Annotated in this window: 18 protein-coding genes (1 of these 18 cut by a window edge); 7 read left to right on the top strand and 11 right to left on the bottom strand. The window is 63.9% G+C overall.

Going from position 1 to position 20,081, the window contains the following annotated elements; translation table 11 throughout:
* On the bottom strand, nt 1-268 hold the beginning of the coding sequence (locus G7047_RS23895; RefSeq protein ID WP_166310685.1) for an alpha/beta fold hydrolase. It extends 512 nt beyond the left edge of the window; 268 of the gene's 780 nt are visible here — the first part of the coding sequence; it begins with the start codon at nt 266-268; its stop codon lies beyond the left edge, outside the window.
* Nucleotides 269-383: 115 nt separating this feature from the next.
* Here G7047_RS23895 and G7047_RS23890 point away from each other — a divergent pair, with 115 nt between their 5' ends.
* A complete protein-coding gene (locus G7047_RS23890) occupies nt 384-953 on the top strand; it encodes a flavin reductase family protein (protein WP_240939242.1) in 570 nt (189 codons plus the stop codon).
* Between the two features lie 114 nt (nt 954-1,067).
* Here the strand turns inward: G7047_RS23890 and minE are convergent, their stop codons facing one another.
* The 3 genes from minE to minC all read right to left on the bottom strand — a co-directional run bounded on the left by minE (nt 1,068) and on the right by minC (nt 2,998).
* Nucleotides 1,068-1,334, bottom strand: coding sequence for a cell division topological specificity factor MinE (gene minE / locus G7047_RS23885; RefSeq protein WP_166310684.1), 267 nt, complete (start codon nt 1,332-1,334; stop codon nt 1,068-1,070).
* A gap of 5 nt (nt 1,335-1,339) precedes the next feature.
* On the bottom strand, nt 1,340-2,155 hold the full coding sequence (gene minD, locus G7047_RS23880; RefSeq protein WP_166310682.1) for a septum site-determining protein MinD: 816 nt from the start codon (nt 2,153-2,155) through the stop codon (nt 1,340-1,342).
* Between the two features lie 81 nt (nt 2,156-2,236).
* Entirely contained in the window at nt 2,237-2,998 is a 762-nt protein-coding gene (minC, locus tag G7047_RS23875) for a septum site-determining protein MinC (RefSeq protein ID WP_166310680.1), read from the bottom strand.
* Nucleotides 2,999-3,338: 340 nt separating this feature from the next.
* Between minC and G7047_RS23870 the strand changes: the two genes are divergently transcribed.
* Nucleotides 3,339-7,307: a choice-of-anchor U domain-containing protein gene (locus G7047_RS23870; RefSeq protein ID WP_166310678.1), complete on the top strand. Its 3,969-nt coding sequence runs from the start codon at nt 3,339-3,341 to the stop codon at nt 7,305-7,307.
* Between the two features lie 64 nt (nt 7,308-7,371).
* Here G7047_RS23870 and pssA read toward each other — a convergent pair whose 3' ends face one another.
* The 6 genes from pssA to G7047_RS23840 form a co-directional block, all read right to left on the bottom strand.
* A complete protein-coding gene (gene pssA / locus G7047_RS23865) occupies nt 7,372-7,992 on the bottom strand; it encodes a CDP-diacylglycerol--serine O-phosphatidyltransferase (protein WP_166310676.1) in 621 nt (206 codons plus the stop codon).
* A 165-nt stretch (nt 7,993-8,157) separates the two neighbouring features.
* On the bottom strand, nt 8,158-8,946 hold the full coding sequence (locus G7047_RS23860) for a crotonase/enoyl-CoA hydratase family protein (RefSeq protein ID WP_166310674.1): 789 nt from the start codon (nt 8,944-8,946) through the stop codon (nt 8,158-8,160).
* A gap of 287 nt (nt 8,947-9,233) precedes the next feature.
* The gene (locus tag G7047_RS23855; protein ID WP_166310672.1) at nt 9,234-10,259 is read right to left on the bottom strand and encodes an acyl-CoA dehydrogenase family protein; all 1,026 of its coding nucleotides are present in this window, start codon (nt 10,257-10,259) and stop codon (nt 9,234-9,236) included.
* 20 nt (nt 10,260-10,279) lie between these two features.
* Complete coding sequence (locus G7047_RS23850; RefSeq protein ID WP_166310670.1) at nt 10,280-11,449, bottom strand: acyl-CoA dehydrogenase family protein; 1,170 nt, start codon at nt 11,447-11,449, stop codon at nt 10,280-10,282.
* Complete coding sequence (locus G7047_RS23845) at nt 11,446-12,681, bottom strand: CaiB/BaiF CoA-transferase family protein (protein WP_166310668.1); 1,236 nt, start codon at nt 12,679-12,681, stop codon at nt 11,446-11,448. The genes G7047_RS23850 and G7047_RS23845 overlap by 4 nt, the downstream gene beginning before the upstream one ends.
* Nucleotides 12,678-13,667, bottom strand: a complete 990-nt coding sequence (locus G7047_RS23840) for a tripartite tricarboxylate transporter substrate binding protein (protein WP_166310666.1) — start codon at nt 13,665-13,667, stop codon at nt 12,678-12,680. Before G7047_RS23840 ends, G7047_RS23845 begins: the two co-directional genes overlap by 4 nt.
* A gap of 138 nt (nt 13,668-13,805) precedes the next feature.
* Between G7047_RS23840 and G7047_RS23835 the strand changes: the two genes are divergently transcribed.
* Nucleotides 13,806-14,735, top strand: coding sequence for a LysR family transcriptional regulator (locus G7047_RS23835; protein WP_166310664.1), 930 nt, complete (start codon nt 13,806-13,808; stop codon nt 14,733-14,735).
* Nucleotides 14,736-14,858: 123 nt separating this feature from the next.
* Here G7047_RS23835 and G7047_RS23830 read toward each other — a convergent pair whose 3' ends face one another.
* Nucleotides 14,859-15,095: a DUF6139 family protein gene (locus tag G7047_RS23830; protein ID WP_166310662.1), complete on the bottom strand. Its 237-nt coding sequence runs from the start codon at nt 15,093-15,095 to the stop codon at nt 14,859-14,861.
* A gap of 178 nt (nt 15,096-15,273) precedes the next feature.
* On the opposite strand from G7047_RS23830, the gene ubiM reads away from it, so the two are divergent.
* From ubiM to G7047_RS23810, 4 genes are all read left to right on the top strand, one after another.
* Nucleotides 15,274-16,608, top strand: coding sequence for a 5-demethoxyubiquinol-8 5-hydroxylase UbiM (ubiM, locus tag G7047_RS23825; protein WP_166310660.1), 1,335 nt, complete (start codon nt 15,274-15,276; stop codon nt 16,606-16,608).
* Nucleotides 16,609-16,859: 251 nt separating this feature from the next.
* Nucleotides 16,860-17,183, top strand: coding sequence for a DUF4148 domain-containing protein (locus G7047_RS23820; protein WP_166310658.1), 324 nt, complete (start codon nt 16,860-16,862; stop codon nt 17,181-17,183).
* Between the two features lie 174 nt (nt 17,184-17,357).
* Nucleotides 17,358-18,053 (top strand): histidine phosphatase family protein, encoded by a 696-nt coding sequence (locus tag G7047_RS23815; protein ID WP_166310656.1) that lies wholly within the window; start codon nt 17,358-17,360, stop codon nt 18,051-18,053.
* Nucleotides 18,054-18,165: 112 nt separating this feature from the next.
* Nucleotides 18,166-20,079: a B12-binding domain-containing radical SAM protein gene (locus tag G7047_RS23810; RefSeq protein WP_205904668.1), complete on the top strand. Its 1,914-nt coding sequence runs from the start codon at nt 18,166-18,168 to the stop codon at nt 20,077-20,079.
* Nucleotides 20,080-20,081: the final 2 nt, after the last annotated feature.

The following is a 20,081-nucleotide window of genomic DNA, read 5'->3' as shown; positions in this document are numbered from 1 at the left end:
CACCCAGCCCGTGTCCGACGAGAGTGACCTTGTTCACCTGCAACGCATCGATCAACGCCAGACAGCTCTGAGCGAGCGACTTGATGCTGTAGGGCTCGCTTGGCGGGGTGTAGCCGTATCCGGGCAGATCGACGGCGACGGCGCGGTAGCCCTGACTTGCCAACGCCTCCACCGAGGGAGAGAAGGTCAGGTGTCCGCCATCGGCGTCGTGCAGCATGATGACGGTATGACCGTGACCGAGCATCGAGAAACGGGGAAGAATTGCCATGCAGTGCTCTCTATTCGAACCCTTTCGGCAGCAGGCCGATCGGTTGCGGACAATAATAGCCCACTCATTTCATCCAATATCCCGACCCTGTTTTGGCGCCCGTCGCCACGATTTCGTGACTCGCAACTCTTCTTCGTACACGGCTCCGGCCGAGGCTCAGGTGCCCCAGTTTTCCTCGCGCAATTTCCGCGATGCGTTGGGCATGTTCGCCACTGGCGTGACCATCGTCACCGCTCGCGCCAGCAATGGTCAATTGATCGGGTTGACGGCCAACTCGTTCAACTCCGTGTCGTTGGAGCCACCGCTGGTGCTCTGGAGTCTTGCGCGCAAGGCGGCTTCGATGCCGATGTTGTGCGAAGCCACGCATTACGCAATCAATGTGCTCACCGCCGAGCAGCAGGGTCTCGCAGAGCAGTTTGCACGACGTGACATTGATCGTTGGGCCGATGTGGATTTTTCCTTCGGAAAAAGCGGCGCTCCCTTACTCGCCAATGTGGCCGCCACGTTTGAATGCTTCAACCGCAGCCGTTACGATGAGGGCGATCACATCATCTTCGTAGGTCAGGTAGAGCACTGCAGCCATCACTCCGATTCATCTCCCCTGCTCTATCACGGTGGCCGCTTCTTCACCGAACACCTGCTGGGCGATGCCACGGTGGCGGACGAGAAGGAAACCTCTCGCTGATCAGCGACCCTCCTGCGCGTAAACAAACGCGTGCAAATAAAAACGAGCCTTGGCAATCCATGCCAAGGCTCGTTTTTTCATGAGCGCATCATTTTGCGAACGACTGCGCCGAAATCACTTTGCAGGAACTTCCGGCAATTCGATTTTTACCTCCAGCACTTCGAGGTTCTCCTGACGCTCCAAGTGCACCTTGATGTCGTCCGCGTTGATCGATACATATTTGCTGATGACGGCCACCAGCTCGCGTTGGAGCGCGGGCAGGTAGTCGGGCTGACCGGCATTGCGGCCACTGCGTTCGTGCGCGAGGATGATCTGCAGACGCTCCTTGGCGACCGAGGCGGTTTTCTTCTTCTCCCCGAGCAGGAAGGACAAAAGCGACATCACCCTTACCTCCCGCCAAAGATGCGTTTGAAGAAGCTAGGCTTCTCGGCTTCGATGAAGCGCATGGGCTTGTCCTCGCCGAGGAAGCGCGCGACCACGTCCTTGTAGGCTTCGGAGACATCCGTGCCCTTCAGGTGGATCGCAGGCAGGCCCTGATTGGACGCCTGCAGCACGTTTTCTGACTCGGGAATCACGCCGATAAGCTTGATGCGCAAGATGTCCTGAATGTCCACCAGGCTCAGCATCTGGCCGTCTTCCACGCGGTTCGGGTTGTAGCGCGTGATCAACAGGTGCTCCTTGATGGGCTCGAGACCCTCGATGGCACGCTTGGTCTTGCTGCCAAGCATGCCGAGAATGCGGTCAGAGTCCCGCACGGAGGAGACTTCCGGGTTGGTCACCAGCAGTGCCTCGTCGGCGAAGTGCATGGCCATGAGCGCACCGCTTTCGATGCCCGCGGGCGAGTCGCAGACGATGTACTCGAAGTCCATGGCGGCCAAGTCTTTGAGGATCTTGCCGACGCCTTCCTGATTGAGCGCGTCCTTGTCACGCGTCTGGCTGGCAGCCAGCACGAACAGGTTCTCGCATTGCTTGTCCTTGATGAGGGCCTGATTCAGGTTGGCCTCGCCCTGAATCACGTTGATGAGGTCATAGACGACGCGGCGCTCGCAGCCCATGATCAGATCGAGATTGCGCAGACCGACGTCAAAGTCGATCACGGCGGTCTTGTGGCCGGCAAGCGCCAGGCCAGAGGCAAAGGCGGCACTGGTGGTGGTCTTGCCCACGCCACCCTTGCCGGAGGTCACGACGACGATTTTGGCCATGTTATGCACAGTCCTTGCTTCGGTTTTTCAAAATTAAAAATGGATTCGGTCGTTGCCAGCGCATAGTGATTCAACTCCCTCTCACAGTGGCTCGATGAGCAGCTTTTCACCTTCCAGACGAACCTGTGCAGGCTTGCCCAGAATGTCAGGCGGCAGATCGGTCTCGATGGCGCGGTACATGCCGGCGATGGACACCAGTTGCGGCTCCATGCAGGTGCAGAAGATGCGTGCGTCCGTATTGCCACGCGCGCCCGCCATGGCGCGGCCTCGCAGCGGCGCGTAGACGTGGATGTTGCCATCGGCAATCACCTCGGCGCCAAAGTTCACCATGGCCATGACGATCAGGTCGCCACCGCGCGCATAGACCTGCTGCCCGGAGCGCAATGGCTTGTCGACCACCAGAGTGGCAACGCCTTCGCCCGACACCTCGTTCGGCACGGGCACTTCGCGCACTACCTCGACCTCGCGAATCACTTCGAGTACCTCGGCTCTGGCAGGTTTCTCCCGCGCAGGTGCATCGGGCGCGGCGATCAACCCGGCGTCATGCGCGGCCTGCATTTGATCGACGCTGCCGCCGCGAACGGCCACGGGCTGCGTGTGATGTGCGCGAAGCTCCGCAATGAGCGCAGCAAAGTCGATGGGCTCGTTGGTTTCCCTCAGGGCAGTCAGATCGATGAGCACCGGGTCGTTATCGAAAAATTCAGGATCGTCGGCCAGACGCGCCGCCAGGTCGGCGGCAAAAGCGGAAATATCCGGGCTCTTGAGCATCACGGCCACCACCGGCAACTGAGCGCTCTTGAGGTCAAAACTTGTGCGGGACTGACCCGCAGTATCAACGGCCATGAACAGAAGTGGTGGGAATCACGATATCGGCACTCGCGCGAACAACAAAGAAGCCATAAGCGCAGTCACCGGAAGGTGAATCTGCTTGCGGACTTTGCGGGGCGAGCTGATGAGCCCAGACAGGTCGCCAGACCACGAAAAGGTCGCAAACAGGCTCATTAATGGCGAAGTGTACCGTGTGCGGCGCTCCCGGCTGCATCAGGACGTTTCCCAAGGTGCACCGAATGCAGGTTTCCTGACCGATGGAAGCAAGCGATCACGCTGGTTGTCACGATATTGACATGACGCGCGGGCAAATTGCATCGCTTTGCAACTGAAGGCCTTACCAGCCACGCCCACCGTGAACCATTCCCGCCCGTTTGCGCTGAGCGCCACCTCTGCTGCTGCCCTGATTCTGATGGCCTCGTCCATCGCCACTCCGCTCGCAGCCTTGGCCGCGCCCTTTGCGGCAGGCAACTTTGTTGCTTACCGTGTGGGAACGGAAGGGGGGGCCAAGTCCGTTTATCTTGACGAGTACCGTGCCGACGGCACGTTGGTGCAAAGTGTTCCCCTCTCCTCTATGGCTGCCACGGCGTTGTCAGCCAGCAGCACCGGCTCGGAAGGTCTGCTCAACCGTTCGGCCGATGGCAAGTGCCTGACCGTGCCCGGCTATGCGGTTCAACCCGGCGCCACCGATCCCAAAACTACGGCAACGCGCGCCGTCATGTTCGTCGGCCCAGATGCGGTGGCCAACACACTGACCAAACTGAGTGCCAACGCCTTTGGCACCGATGCGATCCGCGGCGCTGTCAGCGACCAATGCGCCCGGGTCTGGGTGAGTGGCGCGGGCAACAAGAACACGGCCTACCAAGGCGTGTGGTTCGCCCACAGGGACGCCACCAGCTCCACGCAGTTGAACACCGCCAATGCCCAAGGAATCGCCATTGACAGCAACCGGTTGTTCGTAGGTTTTGCAGGCGGCGGCACACTCAATCAACTCGGCGGAACCGAGCAACCACCGGTCCTGCCGACCAGCGGAGCGCCCAGCACCAAGGCCCAGACCGGCATCACCGGCAACAATTTCCGCGGCATCTCCTTCGTCAAGCTCAACCCGCAATCGACCACCGCTGACACGCTGTATCTGGCGGCCAACGACCTCAAGCCCAACCCCGCCATCCAGAAGTACACATGGGACGGCAGCACTTGGACCGCGCGCGGCAAGGCCGAGTTGAGTGGTGTGCATGGTCTCATCGCCATGCCCACGGGCGAAGGCAGCGTGATGCTGCTGGCCACCGACGGCAGCGGGCAGGTATTTCGCCTGTTCGACACGTCGGGTGCTCAGGGCAACCTGAGCGGCACACCAGTACTGCTTGCCAAGCCCGCTGCGGGCGAGGCCAACTACGGCCTTGCGCTCACCCCCGAAGCCACGCCGCCTGCGGCCGTTCCCGCCCCCCCTAGCGCAGTCAAGCTCGCGAGCCAGAATGGAAGCGGCGGCACGATCCAATGGTCCGCGCCGACCTCCGGCGCTGCAGTGGCCTTCTATGTGATCGAGGCCTCACGCGACAACTTCGCGACCGTCGATCAGAGCACAGTCTCGGGGACGACCCCTGCCTCCCTCCGCAATCTGCCAAGCGGTTCGCAGAAGGTTCGCGTGCGTGCGGTCAACAGCCTGGGCGGCAGCGCGAGCGCCGTGTCGACCGCGTTCGTCATCGGCGTGCCGCCTGCGACGACGCTCGCGGACAACTCGGCCTATTCCGGCGTAGCGCTCGATCCCAATGATGCGCTGGCCACGCAGGGCATTCGCTTCCAGGTGAGCGATCCGGTCGGCAATGCGGCTGAGGTCAGGGTGACGGCCGCGTCAAGCGCGCCAAGCGTCATCTCCAATATCGCGGCAGTCAACGACAACGGCAACGTCACGCTCAAACTCACGGCGCAGGACGTGGGCTATGCCGACATCACGCTGACCGTCACCGGTGCAAGCGGCGTCAGCATCACGCGCACGATCCGCTATGCCGCGTCTGCCAACACGGCGGCAACGGCCGAGACGCGCTGGTTTGCTGGCCGCTCGGATGCATCATCGGCGCTCATCACCCCAAGCGGCTCGATGCTGGTTGTCGACGACGAAGCGCCTGGCGAGGATGCCTCCGGCAACGCGCTGTCCGGTGGCAACGCTGTCTTTGGATACAGCCCGCAGACCGGCGGCTTGCCCACAAGCCAATGGGTGCCGGACGCCTCACTTGGACTGGCGAACTCGGCGAGTTGCGACAACAGCAGCTTCACCGGGGTGGACAATTGCAAAGCCGACGGGGAAATCGATCTCGAATCAAGCTTCCTTTTAGGCACCCGGATGTACTTCGCGGGCTCGCACTCGAACAACAAAAATGGCCGCTCGCGCCCAGACCGCTGGCGCTTCTTCGCCGTCGACGCAACCAGTACAAGCGTGATTGGCTACTACCAGTGGCTGCGCGAAGACCTGCGTACATGGGACTCCGGAAACGCCCATGGTCTGGGCGCGAACTATCTGGGTCTGGTGTCAAGCTCCGAAGGCGAAAACAAGAATCCGCTCAAGGCCCCCGAGACGGACACGCTGTCAGGCTTCTCCATCGAAGGCACCACCACCAGCCCCGACGACGGCCAACTCTGGCTTGGCTTCCGCGCCCCGCTGGTCAGTGCCCCCGGTCAACCGGCGGTCATCTCCGACGTTGCCACCAACCGCACGCATGCGCTGATCATTCCCGTGGGCAACTACGCCGCCATGCTCGGCGCGAGCGGTGGTACCAAGGGCGCTGCTCAGATTGCCGCGCCGATACGCCTCGACCTCGGCGAACGCGGCATCCGCGAGATCCGCAAGAACGCCAACGGCGAGTATCTGATCATCGCCGGACCGCCGAACAGCGCCAACGGCACAGCACCGCGCGACTTCCGCCTGTTCTCGTGGGATGGTCGAGTGAGCAGCGACGGCCTGGCGCTCAACGTCCGCGCGCTCACTGCCGACGTGGGCGCGTTCACGCCGCCCAAGACCGCCTGCTCTGCAGAAGGCATCGCCACACTCCCCGCACAACTTGCACTGGGCGGCGCGGCCACCCTCATCAGCGATTGCGGCGACGCGGATTTCTACGCCGACGGCAGCGCGGCCAAGGATTTGCCCTATGCCGCGTGGAAAAAATTCCGCAGCGATGTCGTGAGCATCACCGCCCTGCCCACCGTCACGCTGACCAGCATCGCGAGCACCACGACCGGCGCAAGCTTCTCCGCTCAGAGCGCCCAAACCGGCACACTGCATACCATCGTGCTGCCCTCCGGAGCGCCCGCGCCGAGCTGGGAGCAGGTCAAGGCCGGTCGCGACGCGAGTGGGCAGACTGCGCTCTGGACCAGTGCCGCCACCGCCATCACGGCGAATCAGCCCGCCACGCTTGCGGCCAACAGCCTTGTCGCCGACACGGCATACGTCGCCTACAGCGTGATCATCGCGGCCGACGGTTCGGCCAGCCTGGTCGCAGCGACCGCGTTCCGCACCGGCGCGGTCGTCGTGGTCACGCCGACCATCACGTTCGCCGAGCTGCCCGACCGCACGCTGGGTAGCGCGCCCGTCACACTCACCGCTACAGGAAACGATTCTGGCAGCCCGGTCCAATTCGCAAGCCGCACCGAAGCCGTCTGCAAGACCGGCGGCGCACAGGGAGCCACACTCACGCTGCTGACAGCAGGCACCTGCATGGTGCGCGCCACGCAGGCAGGCGCGGCCGGTTCGCCCGATGCCACGCCCGTAGAGCGCAGCTTCCAGATCCGCCTGCCCGCCATCGTCGGCACCACGCTGCCCGGTGGCGACGGCAGCAGCGGCTCGGTGAGCGGCAACGGCTGGCAGTTCGCGGGCAACTCGGCGGGGGCTGCATCACCGTCTGCCTTGCCGCCGCTGCCCACCGGCTATCGCTTCGTGCTGCCATCGGGATTTGGCTTTGTGCTCGCGGGCGGCGCGGCGAATGGCGCGGCCAACGTCACTTGGCAGTGGCCCCAGGCCGTGCCGAATGGGGCGATGCTCTGGAAGTTCGGCCCGACCAAGGCCAACCCCGCGCCGCACTGGTACGACGTGAACGGCCAGCTCAACGCCGCGCGCACCAGCGGCAGCTTCTCTATTACGGATGGCAGCGATGGCGACGAAGACCTGCTCGCCAACGGCGTGATCGTTGATCCGGTGTTCCTCGTCGCGCCCACCGTCACCGTACCGACCACGACTGCAAGCGTGCCCACACTGTCGGAAGTTGGGCGTACCCTGCTCGCAATGGCGCTGGCCGGATTCGCTGCACTGACGCTGCGCCGCCGCCGGTTCTGACGCCCGAAATGCAAAAGGCCCGCAGACTTGCATCTGCGGGCCTTTTCATTCGTGGAGCGATGGCTCAGAGCTTGGGGATCTTGATCCGGCTGATCATCAACGAACCCGACAGCGCGAAGATCAGCACCAGTGGGTGCAGCGTGAAGCCGCCGATGATCACCTTGCCGAACCACAGATGCTCGCGCACCGCGCCGGTCCAGGCGGCGATCGCCAGCAACAGCACCAGCACGAACGAGGTGGGGATCGGGGTGCCTTCGAAAAACTTGACCTTGCCCGTGCCTTCGGACATGACTTCGGCCGTCACGTTGTAGCGCGCCAGTCGTGAGACGCCGCAGGCCACGAAGAAGGCGAGCAGGATGCGGTCATACAGCCCCTGCATGCCGCAGGCGTAGGCGATGATCGCGGGCGCCACGCCGAACGAGATCACGTCAGCCAACGAGTCGAGCTCGCGCCCCATGGCCGAGGACTTCTGGCGCCAGCGGGCGATGCGGCCGTCGAGCACGTCGAACACCAAGGCAGCAAAAACCAGCGCGGACGCAAAATAAATGTGCTGAACAGCACCGGTTTCCAGAAAAGACATTGCCGAAAACAGGGCTCCCACCCCACTGACGGCATTTCCCAGCGTGAACCAGTCCGCGAGATGGAACTCGCGGATCATCGAGAAACGTTTTGGACGATCGGTCATCCTCACATTATGAAGCGTTCGGACTGCACCCCGCCAACTCGCTGAGAGGGCAATCCCCTGCTGCTCACTTTTTAAGCAATTTGATGCCTTTCCCCACTAGAGCGTGTTTGCGATCTCAGCCCGAGGCCGCGCCTGCAAGACCGCGGGGAAATCGCAATCACGCTCTTATAGGAACTTCGGCGCGCGCTTCTCGATAAAGGCCGTAACGGCTTCGCGGTGATCGGCGGTCTTGTGCGCTACGGCCTGGAATCCGGCCGACATCTCGAGCAGCGAGGCGAGCGATGCCAGTTGGCCCTCGCGCAGCAGGCGCTTGGTCATGCGCATCACCGAACCAGGGTTGGCGGCGATCTTGGCGGCCAGCTTGTTGGCTTCGGCCAGCAGCTGATCGGCAGGCACCACGCGCGAGACCAGACCGCAGGCCAGCGCCTCCTGCGCATTGATCGCCTCGCCGGTGAACGCCATCTCGGACGCCTTGGCGTAGCCCACCGCGCGCGGCAGCAGCCACGCGCCACCGTCGCCCGGCACGATGCCTACACGCACAAAGCTCTCGGCAAATGTGGCATTGTCGGCGACAATGCGGATGTCGCACATGCAGGTCAGATCCAGCCCCGCACCAATGGCCGGGCCATTGACTGCGCAGATCACCGGCACGTCGAGCTGGTACATCGCGTTCGGAATGCGCTGGATGCCCTGGCGGTATTCCTCGCGGATCAGGTCGGGGGTAAGCGCGTCGTCGAAGAAGCGCTTCATGTCCTTGACGTTGCCGCCGGAGCTGAAGATCGGGCCCGCGCCGGTCAGGATGATGACCTTGACGCTGGTGTCCTTGCGCACGTCGTCGCAGAGGGCTACGAACTCGTCCACCGCGGTGTTGCCGGTGAGGGCGTTGCGGGTTTCGGGTTGGTTCATGGTGACGGTGAGGATGGGGCCGTCGCGGTGGATCTGGAGGAAGGTCATGGTTCGTGTCTCCTTGGGAATGGGGCTCTGATTTTCAACGTCTCTTTTTACCGCCTGCTTAGTTGGTGAGGGCGGAGGCCGGGACTGCCCCCGGCGGGGCAATCACTTTTTGCTTGCGCGCAAAAAGTAATCAAAAACGCGCTTTCTAATTCGGGGGAACGCGGCAGAACTCACTGCGCGACTGCGTCGCTTCGTTCGGACAACCGCCGCGAGTCAGTGGTTTCCTAAGAGGTGTGCTCGGCACTTCGCGTTGCTCGTGCCTTGCGCCCGACTTCGGGCGCAATTTTCTATGCTGTCTCCACATCGGTGATGCGGCGAATCACGTCTAGTGTGAGCCCTTGGGCGTTCAGCAGGGCTTCGCCCGCCACGTTGTGCCAGAACGATTCGCTGCCTGCGGTCTGACGCCAGGCGTGCAGGCGGCGGGTGAAGAGTTGCAGGTCGTACTCTTCGGTGAAGCCGATGGCGCCGTGGATGGCGTGTGCCGTCTCCGATACCGCGAGCGCAGCCTGGCTGCAGCGGGCCTTGCCTGTGGCTACGCGCAGGCGGTCTGGGGCAATGCCGTCGCCATTGCAGGCGAGTTGTGCGGCCATGCGGGAGGCGAAGACATGTTCGCTCATCACGGCGAGCTGGTGCTGGATGGCCTGGAATTTACCGATAGGGCGGCCGAACTGCTGGCGCTCGTTGGCGTATTGCAGGGTGCAGTCGAACACGGATTTCAGCGCACCGGCCATTTGCGCGGCGACGACTGCGGCCTGTGCGGTGCGCAGATCGGTGGGCGATGGCACTACGGGTGCTGCTTGCCATTGCGCTGCGGTCCACTCAACGCCTGCATCGAGTGCCAAGGCCTGTGCGGTGAGCTGTGCGCCTTGCAGGCTCAGCAGGCGGCATTCGCCATTCACTTCCAGCAGCACGGATTCCGCGCCGCGCGCGTTGCGCACCAAGGCTGCGTTCACGTTATCGCCCAAACGTACACCACGCGCGAGCACGATGCGGCCTTCGGGCTTGTCGATGTTGGCTGCGGCGAGCAGGGCGCGGGCCAGCATGGTGTCGGCCAGCGGCAGGGGCAGCGCGTGGGCACCGCATTGCTCAAGCACGCCGAAGACTGCGCCAAGGCCAAGGCTTGCGCCGCCCTGCTCTTCAGGCAGCATCGCGTCGGCGAGGCCGGTGGCTTCGAGTTGTTCCCAGAGCGCCGCTGTTTCGGGCGCGGCGTTGCCGTGTGCTTCGATCGCGCGCACGATGTTGGGCGTGCACTGGTCGGCCAGCACCTGACGCGCTGCGTCGGCAAACAGGTCGTTGTCGTTTTGGTTGCTCATCTCTGTTCCTTCCAATCGAATCAACGCAGACCCAGACCGCGCGCGATCATGCCGCGCAGGATGTCGCGCGTGCCGCCGCGCAGCGAGAACGAGGGCGATGCCTCGGTCACGTACTTGAGCGTCATGAGCAGCTCCACCGGCACGTCTTCGGCATCGCGCGAGAACAGGTCTTCGGCGATGGCGGCGGGGATGAACTGCTCGAGCGTCGTGCCCAGCTCCTTGACCAGCGCGGCCTCGACGATGGGGCTTGCGCCCTGCGTGAGCTTTTCCTGCACCGACACCGACATCGCGCGCAGCGGCGCAAGCTCGGTCAGCACGCGGCCAGCAAGCTGCTGCGCGGATGGCGTGCGGCCCTCTGGCGTGCGCACATAGTCGAGCCACTGGTCGAACAGCACGATGGACGAGAACAGACGCTCCGGCCCGCTGCGCTCGAACGCAAGCTCTGCCGTGACCTGTTCCCAACCCTGTCCTTCTGCGCCAATCAGCGCGTCGGCGCCGAGCTGCACGTTCTCGAAGAACACCTCGCAGAAGTGGCTGTCACCCGAAAGGTCCTGGATCGGCCGCACGGTCACGCCCGGCAGCGACAGATCGACGATCACCTGCGACAGGCCCTTGTGGCGGTCTTCGCTGGTACCCGAGGTGCGCACCAGAGCGATCATGTACTGGCAGTGGTGCGCGTTGGTGGTCCAGATCTTCTGGCCGTTGAGCAGAAAACCCTTGTCATTGGGCACGGCCTTGGTGCGCACGCTGGCGAGGTCGGAACCCGCATTCGGCTCGCTCATGCCGATGCAGAAGAACGCCTCGCCCTTGCAGACCTTGGGGATGTAGAACTGCTTTTGCGCCTCGGTACCGTATTTCAGGATCAGCGGCGCACTCTGGCGGTCGGCGATCCAGTGCGAGCCGACCGGTGCGCCGAAGTTGAGGAATTCTTCCACCAGCACGTAGCGGGTGAACGCGCTGCGCCCGCCGCCGCCGTAGGCCGTGGGCAGGGTCACGCCGAGCCAGCCCTTCTCGCCGAGCTTGCGGCTGAAGTCGCTGCTGTAGCCGCCCCAAGAGCGCGCGCGGATGTGCGCTGGCATGTCCTTGGTGGCGTCGGCCAGAAACGCGCGCACCTCGGCACGCAGGGCCTCATCCGCTGCGGGAATGCGCGTGAGGCTCAATGAATCGAGGCTGCCATTGCTGCTGCTCATGCCAAAACTCCCTTGTCTTTCAATGCGTTGATCTGCGCTGCCGTCAAATGCAGGTGGCGTGCGAGCACGTCGTTCGTGTGCGCGCCCAGCTCGGGCGGCGCGAGGCGGTAGCCCACCGGCGTATCCGAAAGGCGGATGGGGCTCGCTACGATGGGCACGTCACCGGCCTGTGAATGCTCCATCGCGAGCTGCATGCCGCGTGCGCGCACCTGCGGGTCGTCGAACACGTCGCGCACAGTGTTGATCGGGCCGCAGGGAACGGCGTGCTGTTCGAGCAGCGCGACCCAGTCCTTGGTCGATTTGGTCACCGTGAGCTCGCGGATCATCGCGATCAGTTCGACGCGGTTGGCAAGCCGTGCGGTGTTGGTCTGAAAACGCGCATCCTGCGCCCACCCGGCTACGCCTGCCGCGTTGCAGAAGCGCGCGAACTGGCCGTCGTTGCCAATGGCGAGAATCATGTAGCCGTCGGCCGTCTGAAAGTCCTGATACGGCACGGTGTTCGGGTGCGCGTTGCCCATGCGCTGCGGCACGTTGCCGCTGTAGAGGTAGTTCATGCCCTGATTGGCAAGGCAGGCCACCTGCACGTCGAGCAGCGCGAGGTCGATATGCTGGCCGCGCCCGGTGTGCTCGCGCGCCTGCAGGGCCGCGAGAATCGCGGTGCTCGCATACAGTCCCGTGAGGATGTCGGTGAGAGCCACGCCTACCTTGACCGGGCCGCCGCCGGGCTCGCCATCCGGCTTGCCGGTGATGCTCATGAGCCCGCCCATGCCCTGGATCAGAAAGTCGTAGCCCGCGCGGTGCGCATACGGACCGCTGTGACCGAAACCGGTGATCGAGCAGTAGACGAGGCGTGGGTTGAGTGCGGACAGCGTCTCATAGTCGAGCCCGTACTGCGCGAGCCCGCCGGTCTTGAAGTTCTCAACCACCACGTCGCACTGCATCGCCAGATCGCGCACGATCTGCTGACCCTCGGGCTGGGTGATGTCCACCGCCACCGATTGCTTGTTGCGGTTGGCGCACATGTAGTAGGCCGATTCGCGCGTGCGCTCGCCCTGTGGGTTCTCGACGAACGGTGGGCCCCAGGCACGCGTGTCGTCGCCAACCTCGGGGCGCTCGATTTTGATGATTTCCGCGCCCAGATCGCCGAGCGTCTGCGCGGCCCAGGGGCCGGCCAGCACGCGCGAGAGATCGAGCACCTTCACGTGCTTCAACGCACCGTTGTTGATGCTCATTGCAGCGGCACCTTGGCCTGCACGACGATGCGCTTCCACAGCGCGATCTCGTTCTTCTGGAACTCACGCATCTGCTGAGGACCGCCGGTCATCGGGGTCGCGCCAATGCGCTCGTAGAACGCGCGAGTCTCGTCCATCTTTGATATCTGGGTGAACAGTTCGGCGAGCTTCTGCGTCTCAGCGGCGGGCGTCTTGTGGCTCACCATCGCGCCCACCCAGGTGTAGGCCTCGAAGCCCGGCAGACCAGCCTCGGCGAACGTGGGCACGTCGGGCGAGGTGCCCACGCGCTTGTCGGATGCCACGGCGAACACCTTCACCCGGCCACCCTTGGCGAGTTCCTGCACGGCGGTGACTTCGGCGAAGGTGAAATCCACCGTGCCACTCGCCACTGCCGTCGTCGTCTCGCCCGCACCCTTGAACGGCACGTGCACGGTCTGCACCTTGGCCGTGTCGTTGAGCAGCTCGCCCATGAGCTGGTACCCGGCCGAGCCCGCGCCGAAGTTCACCTTGCCGGGGTTGGCCTTGGCGTAGGCGAGCAGGCCCTTGAGGTCTTGATACGGTGCACTCGGCGCGACGGCCAACATCGCGGGCGAACGCATCATCATCGTGAGTGGCGAGAAGTCGCCCACCGGGTCATACGGCAGTTGCTTGAACAGCGCCGCATTCACCGCGAGCGTCGAGTTGCTGCCGATGAACACGGTGTAGCCATCGGCCGGGGCGGACAGCACCTGCTTGACCGCCATGAAGCCGTTCGCGCCGGGCTTGTTTTCCACCACCACGGCTTGGCCGGTCAGGTCCTGCAGCTTCTTGGCGAAGTAGCGCGCCGAAGTGTCCGTGCCGCTGCCCGGGCCGAAGGGCACGACGAACTTGATGGTCTTGGAGGGAAAGCCGTCGGCGTACGCAAACGGCGCGCTGACGGCGGTGGCGGCCAGCAGGCTGGCGGCGGCGAGCGAACGCAGGGCGAACCTGCGGGTCTGGAAAGGCATGTCTTGTCTCCTTGGAAGGCTCTGGCTTCCGGCGGGGTCGTCGCCCCAAACAACTACTGGAGCCCCCACTCTAGGATTCACACACCACGCTGTCTAATATTACTTTTTTCAAAATCGATACTGAATTAGTATTGATCCATGAATCTCCGCCAGCTCCGCCAATTCGTCACGCTTGCCGAGACCGGTAATTTCCACCGGGCGGCGGAGCAGCTGCACATGGCGCAGCCGCCGCTGTCGGTGTCGATCCGCAAGCTCGAAGAAGAACTGGGCAGCCCGCTGTTCGAGCGCAGCTCGTCGGGCGTGCGCCTCACAGCTGCGGGCGAGGCCATGCTGGAGGACGCGCGCGCCGCGTTGCTCCATGCCGAGCGCTGCCGCCACGCGGTGCAGGACACGCGCTCGGGCGACGGCGGGTTGGTACGGCTCGGGATCATCGGCTCGGCCACCTATGCGCTGCTGCCCGAGCTGATTCCGTCGCTGCGCGCGCGCTATCCCAAGATCGAGCTGGAGTTGAGCGAGGCCACATCCTCGGAGATTCTGGAAGGCCTCGTCACCCGTCGCTTCGATGCGGGCCTGCTGCGCTACCCGGTGCTCAACCCGAGCGGCTTCGAGATCCTGCCGCTGGACCGCGACGATTTCGTGCTGGCCGTCTCTGACAAGAGCCCGCTCGCCGAGCGCGACGCCATTGCGCTGTCGGAAGCCGCCCAGGAACCCTTCATCATGTACCCGGCCGACAAGGTGCCCGGCCTCTCTGCGCTGGCGATGCTGCGCTGCCAGTTCTCGGGCTTCGTGCCGCATGTGGCGCAGGAGGCCATGCAGGTGCAGACCATCATGAGCCTGGTCGCGTCAGGGCTGGGCGTAGGGCTGGTCGCGAGCGTCTCGCGGCGGATGATGCCGCGCGGCATCAAATGCCTGTCGCTCACCGACAATCCGCCGGGCTTTCACGTGGGCATCGCACTCGCGCTGCTGCCCGGGGGCAACAACCGCACGGTGGAAAAGTTCACCGAACACGCGCTGCGCTTCTCGAGCGTGCCGCGCGATGACCGGACCAATCCGGACCGACCGGTGTAGAAGCGTGTTTGCGATCTCAGCGCGAGGCTTGCAGGATGCGGATCGGGAGGATTTACAACGCAGCAGACCGCCCGAGGCCGCGCCTGCAAGACCGCGTGGAGATCGTCAACACGCTCCAAGCGATCAGCTCGTCATCTGCGCCACACTGGTGATCGCGTAGCGCTTCTTGCCAAGCTGTGCGCCCGGGTTTTCGATGCCGTACTCCGGCCAGCTTTCCAAATCCTCGTTGAGCTGAATGCTGCGCGCTTCATCGTGCCATTCCCAGTCGGTCACTTCTTGCGGGATCGGCTCGCCCTGCGGCACCACAAGATGGGAAAACTTACCATTGGCTTCTGCACGGCGGAAAACATCTGCGAGCATGTCTACGTCCTCAAGTTGAGCTGAAAATTTGAGCAATAGTTGGCACCACTGTACCTCGCACGCACCTTCGCTTGTGTAGGAAAACGTCTGCACAAGTCCAGCCTTGATTCAGGGCAATGTGTTTGCTTGTCATGCATCACACAATGCAGTCGCGTTTTGTGTTTTTAAAGTTGCCGTCATGAACCCGACCGACCTGCTCTCCGCCCCCTCAACCCAAGTCAGCGCACACGACTGCGACGTGCTCATCGTGGGCGGCGGACCGGCGGGGCTGTCGCTGTCGATCGCACTGTCGCAAGCGGGACTGAGCAGCATCGTGCTCGAGCAGCAGAGCGCAGTCACGCTCGCAGAGCCGCCACCCGACGGACGCGAGATCGCTCTCACCCACCCGAGCGTGGAGCTGCTCACGGCGCTCGGCTCCTGGTCCGAACTCGCCACACACGAAATCGGCCGCATCCGCGAGGCCCACGTGCATGACGGAGCCGTGCAGAGCGTCGCCAGCATGAGCCTTGACGCGCTTGGCAGCGGCGAGGAACACCTCGGCTGGATCGTCCCCAACCACGCGCTGCGCCGCTCAGCTTTCGCCGTGGCCGCCAAGAGCCAACACGTGCGGATTCTCGACAGCGCCAAAGTGCTCGGCGTGAGCACCTCAAGCGACAGCGCCACGCTCGAATATCAGCGTGCGGGAGCGCCCAAGGCCAGCCTGCGCGCACCGCTGGTCGTGGCTGCTGACAGCCGCTTTTCCACCACCCGCCGCCAGCTCGGCGTGGGTGCTGACATGACCGACTTCGGCCGCTCCGTCATCGTCTGCCGCATGCGCCACGAACAGCCCCACCACGACATCGCGCATGAATGCTTTGGCTATGAGCGCACGCTGGCCGTGCTGCCGCTGCAGGACGATCCCGCCACCGGCAACCACCTCTGCTCCGCCGTGGTGACGGCCGACAGCGCCGACGCGCAGGCGCTGATGAACCTGCCTGCCGAGGCTTTCACCGCCAAGGTGCAATCGCAGTTCGACGGACGCCTCGGCGCGATGCAGCTCGTCGGCGAGCGCCATGCCTACCCCCTGGTGGCTGTTTACGCGCACCGCTTTGCCGGCCACCGTTTCGCGCTGCTGGGCGACGCCGCCGTCGGCATGCACCCGGTCACCGCGCATGGCTACAACCTGGGTCTGGCCAGCGTGCGCGAGCTCACCAATGCGCTGCAGCATGCGCGCGAGCAGGGGCAAGACATTGGCAACGCCGCTCATCTGCAGCGCTTCGCGCGCGCCCACCACCGCCACGCGTGGCCGATCTTTCAGGGCACGAACACTGTCGTGCGCCTGTTCACCAACGCCAGGCCGCTTCCGCGCCTGCTGCGCCAGTTGGTCCTCAAGAGCGCCAATGTCCTACCGCCAGTGAAATCCGCCATCGTGCAGCAGCTCACCGGGCGTGGCCTGTTCGCCATCGGGGCCGGTGGATTGACTGGCCGCGCGCGCTCATCACATATCACCCGGGGACATTCCATGGGCCGCTGACGGCTCGCGCTTCATTCGAGAAACAAGCTTACCGGGGAGAAGTTCCGACCCATTGTTTCGATTTTCGGAATTATCAGTTGCTCGATAGGTGGTTTTTCCCGGAATTAGAACGGAATACAGTTCATTCATCGATTCGAAACAAGCTTCGGATCCAGATCGATGGAGCAAGAAACCAAGGCAGTCACCAACCTGGATTGCCACCGCTCCAGCCCCAACCCATCAGGTTGAAAGCAAGTAAAGGAATGAACATCATGAAGAACGTTATCCGCTCCGCCGCCGCAGTCGCCCTGATGAGCCTCGGCGCTATCTCTGCTCAAGCTCAGGTGCAAAGCGCCGAAGCCGGTTTCGCCCCCGACATTGCCAACGCACAAAGCTCGGTGTCCCGCCAACAGGTCAGCGTCGATTTCGTGAAGGCCCGTCAGGCTGGCAAACTGCAGATGGCCGGTGGCAACACCTACAAGCCAGTCAACGACATCAAGACTCCCTCGCAAGTCAGCCGCGCCGATGTGAAAGCAGAGGCTATCGCCGCCAACCAGCACGGCATGCTGCTGTCGCAAGGCAATTCGGTTCAGTAAACCTGCGGCATCTTCTCCGCTGAATAGAACTCCCCGCCAGAGCGGGCGAGGCCTCCGGGTCTCGCCCGCTCTGGCATTTCTGCTGGTGTGTCAAGGGGCGTCACGGTTGCGTCATCCGCGCTGCCTAGCATGCGCGGTGAATATCCACCCCTCCTTTTCCACTCCACAACCACCATGAAGATGCACCACCGATTCCTCGGCGCCCTTGCGCTCGCCACGGCCCTCGTCCTACCCAGCGCCCATGCAGCCGAGAAAGGCGTGCTCGACATCTACCTCGTGCGCCACGGCCAGACGAACTGGAACCTCGAGAAGAAGCTCCAGGGCGCGACCGACAATGCGCTCAACGAGACCGGCACCAAGCAAGCCAATGAACTCGGCCAGAAGCTCGCCGGAGTGAAGTTCGACCAGATCTACTCGAGCGGCCTGCGCCGCGCCAAGGACACCGCCGCCGCCTTTGCTGGCAGCGCCAAAGTCACGCCCATGCCCGAGCTCAACGAGCGCTCGTTCGGCAAGTTCGAAGGCATCTACGAAGACGAGCGCAGCGCCGCCGAGTTCGCCGAATTCGGCAAGCGCGTGACCGTGCTCGACGACAGCCTCGACGGCGGCGAATCCCTGCAGTCGCAAGCAACCCGCGTGCAAACCGCCGTCAACAGCATCCGCCAGCAGCATGGCAAGGGTGGCAACATCGCCATCGTCGCGCACGGCGGCGTCAATCCACTGGTTCTCTCTGCCTTGCTGGACATCCCCGTCGCCGAAGCCGTCTCCCGCATCAAACAGGGCAACGACGAGGTCTATCTGGTACGTCTGCGCGAAGGCCAAAGCCCCAGCGTGTGGAAGCAGGTGGTGCGGGGCACGCTAGAGCAGTTGTGATCGTGGGTTAGAGCCCCTCTCGGGGCGCACCAAGGGCGCAGCGGGGATAATTCCGCTCCGCCCTTCTTCTTTTGTGGATCGGCGGAACTTCACGACTCCCGAGCCCGCCGCCATGCCTGCCACTACCCAGCGTGTGCTGTCCATCATCCCTCCGATGACGCAGCTGAACACGCCCTATCCGTCCACCGCCTACCTCACGGGATTCCTGCGCTCGCGCGGCATCGATGCCGTGCAGGAAGATCTGGCGCTGGCGCTGGTGCTGCGGCTGCTCTCCAAGCAAGGTCTGCAGCAGGTGGCCGAGCAGGTCGCAAAGATTCCGCCGAAGCTGCAGAGCCCCGCCGTGCAGTGCTTCGCCGAGCACCAAGACCGCTACCTCGCCACCATCGCGCCGGTGATCGCCTTCCTGCAGGGACGCGACACCACGCTCGCGCACCGTGTGGTGAGCCGCACCTATCTGCCCGAGGGCCCGCGCTTTGCGTCGCTCGACGTGTATGTGGACGACGAGGGCGGCGATCCGCTGGGTTGGGCCTTTGGTGCGCTCGGTCTCACGGACCGCGCCAAGCATCTCGCGACGCTGTATCTCAACGATCTGGCCGACGTGCTGCGCGATGCGGTGGACGAGCGCTTCGAGTTCGTGCGCTACGCAGAATCGCTCGCGGCCAGCCAGCCGAGCTTTGATCCGCTGGCCGATGCGCTGGCGGCCGAGCCTTCGCTGGTCGACGACCTGCTCGCGCAACTCACGCTCGCCGCCGTCGAGCGGCACCGGCCCGATGTGGTGCTGCTGTCCGTGCCCTTCCCCGGCTCGGTCTACGCGGCGTTTCGCATCGCGCAGACCATCAAGGCCCGCCATCCGCAGATCAAGACCGTGCTCGGCGGGGGCTTTGTGAACACAGAACTGCGCGAACTCGCCGAGCCGCGCGTGTTCGACCATGTCGATTTCGTCACGCTCGATGCAGGCGAGCGTCCCCTGCTCGCGCTGCTCGAACACCTGCGCGGCGAGCGCGGCGCATCGCGCCTGGTGCGCACCTTCGCGCGCGATGAAGCGACGCGCGAAGTCCGCTACATCAACATGATGGAGGCCGACATCGCGTTCGCCGAGGTCGGCACTCCGACCTGGGACGGCCTGCCGCTGGACCGCTACCTGTCGCTGCTCGACATGCTCAACCCCATGCACCGCCTATGGAGCGACGGCCGCTGGAACAAGCTCACCGTCGCGCATGGCTGCTACTGGAAGAAGTGCAGCTTCTGCGACGTGAACCTCGACTACATCGGCCGCTACGAAGGCGCGAGCGCCAGCGTGCTCGCCGACCGCATCGACGCCATCGTCGCCGAGACCGGCCAGACCGGCTTTCATTTCGTCGACGAAGCCGCCCCGCCCAAGGCTCTCAAGGCGCTTGCGCACGAGCTCATCGAACGCAACACCGACATCTCGTGGTGGGGCAATGTGCGCTTCGAAAAAACCTTCACGCCCGACCTCGCGAGCCTGATGGCCGACAGCGGCTGCATCGCCATCTCGGGCGGGCTCGAAGTCGCCTCCGACCGCCTGCTTGAGCTCATGAAAAAAGGCGTGAGCGTCGAGCAAGTCGCGCGCGTCACCAAGGCCTTCAGCGACGCGGGCATCCTCGTGCACGCCTACCTGATGTACGGCTTTCCCACGCAGACCGTGCAAGACACCGTGGACGCGCTCGAATACGTGCGCCAGTTGTTCGAAAACGGCTGCATCCAGAGCGGCTTTTTCCACCGCTTTGTCTGCACCGTGCATTCACCCGTCGGCAAGAATCCCGAGGACTACGGCGTCACCCTCCTGCCCCTGCCCGAGAGCGACTTCGCGCGCAACGACGTCGGCTTTGTCGACCCCACCGGTGTCGACCACGACGCCCTCGGCGACTGCCTGAAAAAGGCCATCTACAACTACATGCACGGCATCGGCCTTGAAGACGACGTGCGCATGTGGTTCCCGTTCAAGGTGCCCAAGACCACCGTCAAGCGCGACAAGATCGCGCGAGCGCTGCAGCAAAAGCACTGAGC

It is taken from the genome of Diaphorobacter sp. HDW4A (genome assembly GCF_011305995.1).
Lineage (GTDB): Bacteria > Pseudomonadota > Gammaproteobacteria > Burkholderiales > Burkholderiaceae_C > Diaphorobacter_A.
Note: the sequence above shows the minus strand (reverse complement) of the source record. Positions and strands in the feature narration are given on the sequence as shown.

Coding starts and splice junctions, on each gene's coding strand:
- G7047_RS23850 (WP_166310670.1), bottom strand. CDS start 11,449: ATGAGCAGCAGCAATGGCAGCCTCGATTCATTGAGCCTCACGCGCATT.
- G7047_RS23860 (WP_166310674.1), bottom strand. CDS start 8,946: ATGACCTTCCTCCAGATCCACCGCGACGGCCCCATCCTCACCGTCACC.
- G7047_RS23815 (WP_166310656.1), top strand. CDS start 17,358: ATGAAGATGCACCACCGATTCCTCGGCGCCCTTGCGCTCGCCACGGCC.
- minE (WP_166310684.1), bottom strand. CDS start 1,334: ATGTCGCTTTTGTCCTTCCTGCTCGGGGAGAAGAAGAAAACCGCCTCG.
- minD (WP_166310682.1), bottom strand. CDS start 2,155: ATGGCCAAAATCGTCGTCGTGACCTCCGGCAAGGGTGGCGTGGGCAAG.
- ubiM (WP_166310660.1), top strand. CDS start 15,274: ATGAACCCGACCGACCTGCTCTCCGCCCCCTCAACCCAAGTCAGCGCA.
- pssA (WP_166310676.1), bottom strand. CDS start 7,992: ATGACCGATCGTCCAAAACGTTTCTCGATGATCCGCGAGTTCCATCTC.
- G7047_RS23845 (WP_166310668.1), bottom strand. CDS start 12,681: ATGAGCATCAACAACGGTGCGTTGAAGCACGTGAAGGTGCTCGATCTC.
- G7047_RS23820 (WP_166310658.1), top strand. CDS start 16,860: ATGAAGAACGTTATCCGCTCCGCCGCCGCAGTCGCCCTGATGAGCCTC.
- G7047_RS23855 (WP_166310672.1), bottom strand. CDS start 10,259: ATGAGCAACCAAAACGACAACGACCTGTTTGCCGACGCAGCGCGTCAG.
- G7047_RS23835 (WP_166310664.1), top strand. CDS start 13,806: ATGAATCTCCGCCAGCTCCGCCAATTCGTCACGCTTGCCGAGACCGGT.
- G7047_RS23810 (WP_205904668.1), top strand. CDS start 18,166: ATGCCTGCCACTACCCAGCGTGTGCTGTCCATCATCCCTCCGATGACG.
- G7047_RS23840 (WP_166310666.1), bottom strand. CDS start 13,667: ATGCCTTTCCAGACCCGCAGGTTCGCCCTGCGTTCGCTCGCCGCCGCC.
- minC (WP_166310680.1), bottom strand. CDS start 2,998: ATGGCCGTTGATACTGCGGGTCAGTCCCGCACAAGTTTTGACCTCAAG.
- G7047_RS23830 (WP_166310662.1), bottom strand. CDS start 15,095: ATGCTCGCAGATGTTTTCCGCCGTGCAGAAGCCAATGGTAAGTTTTCC.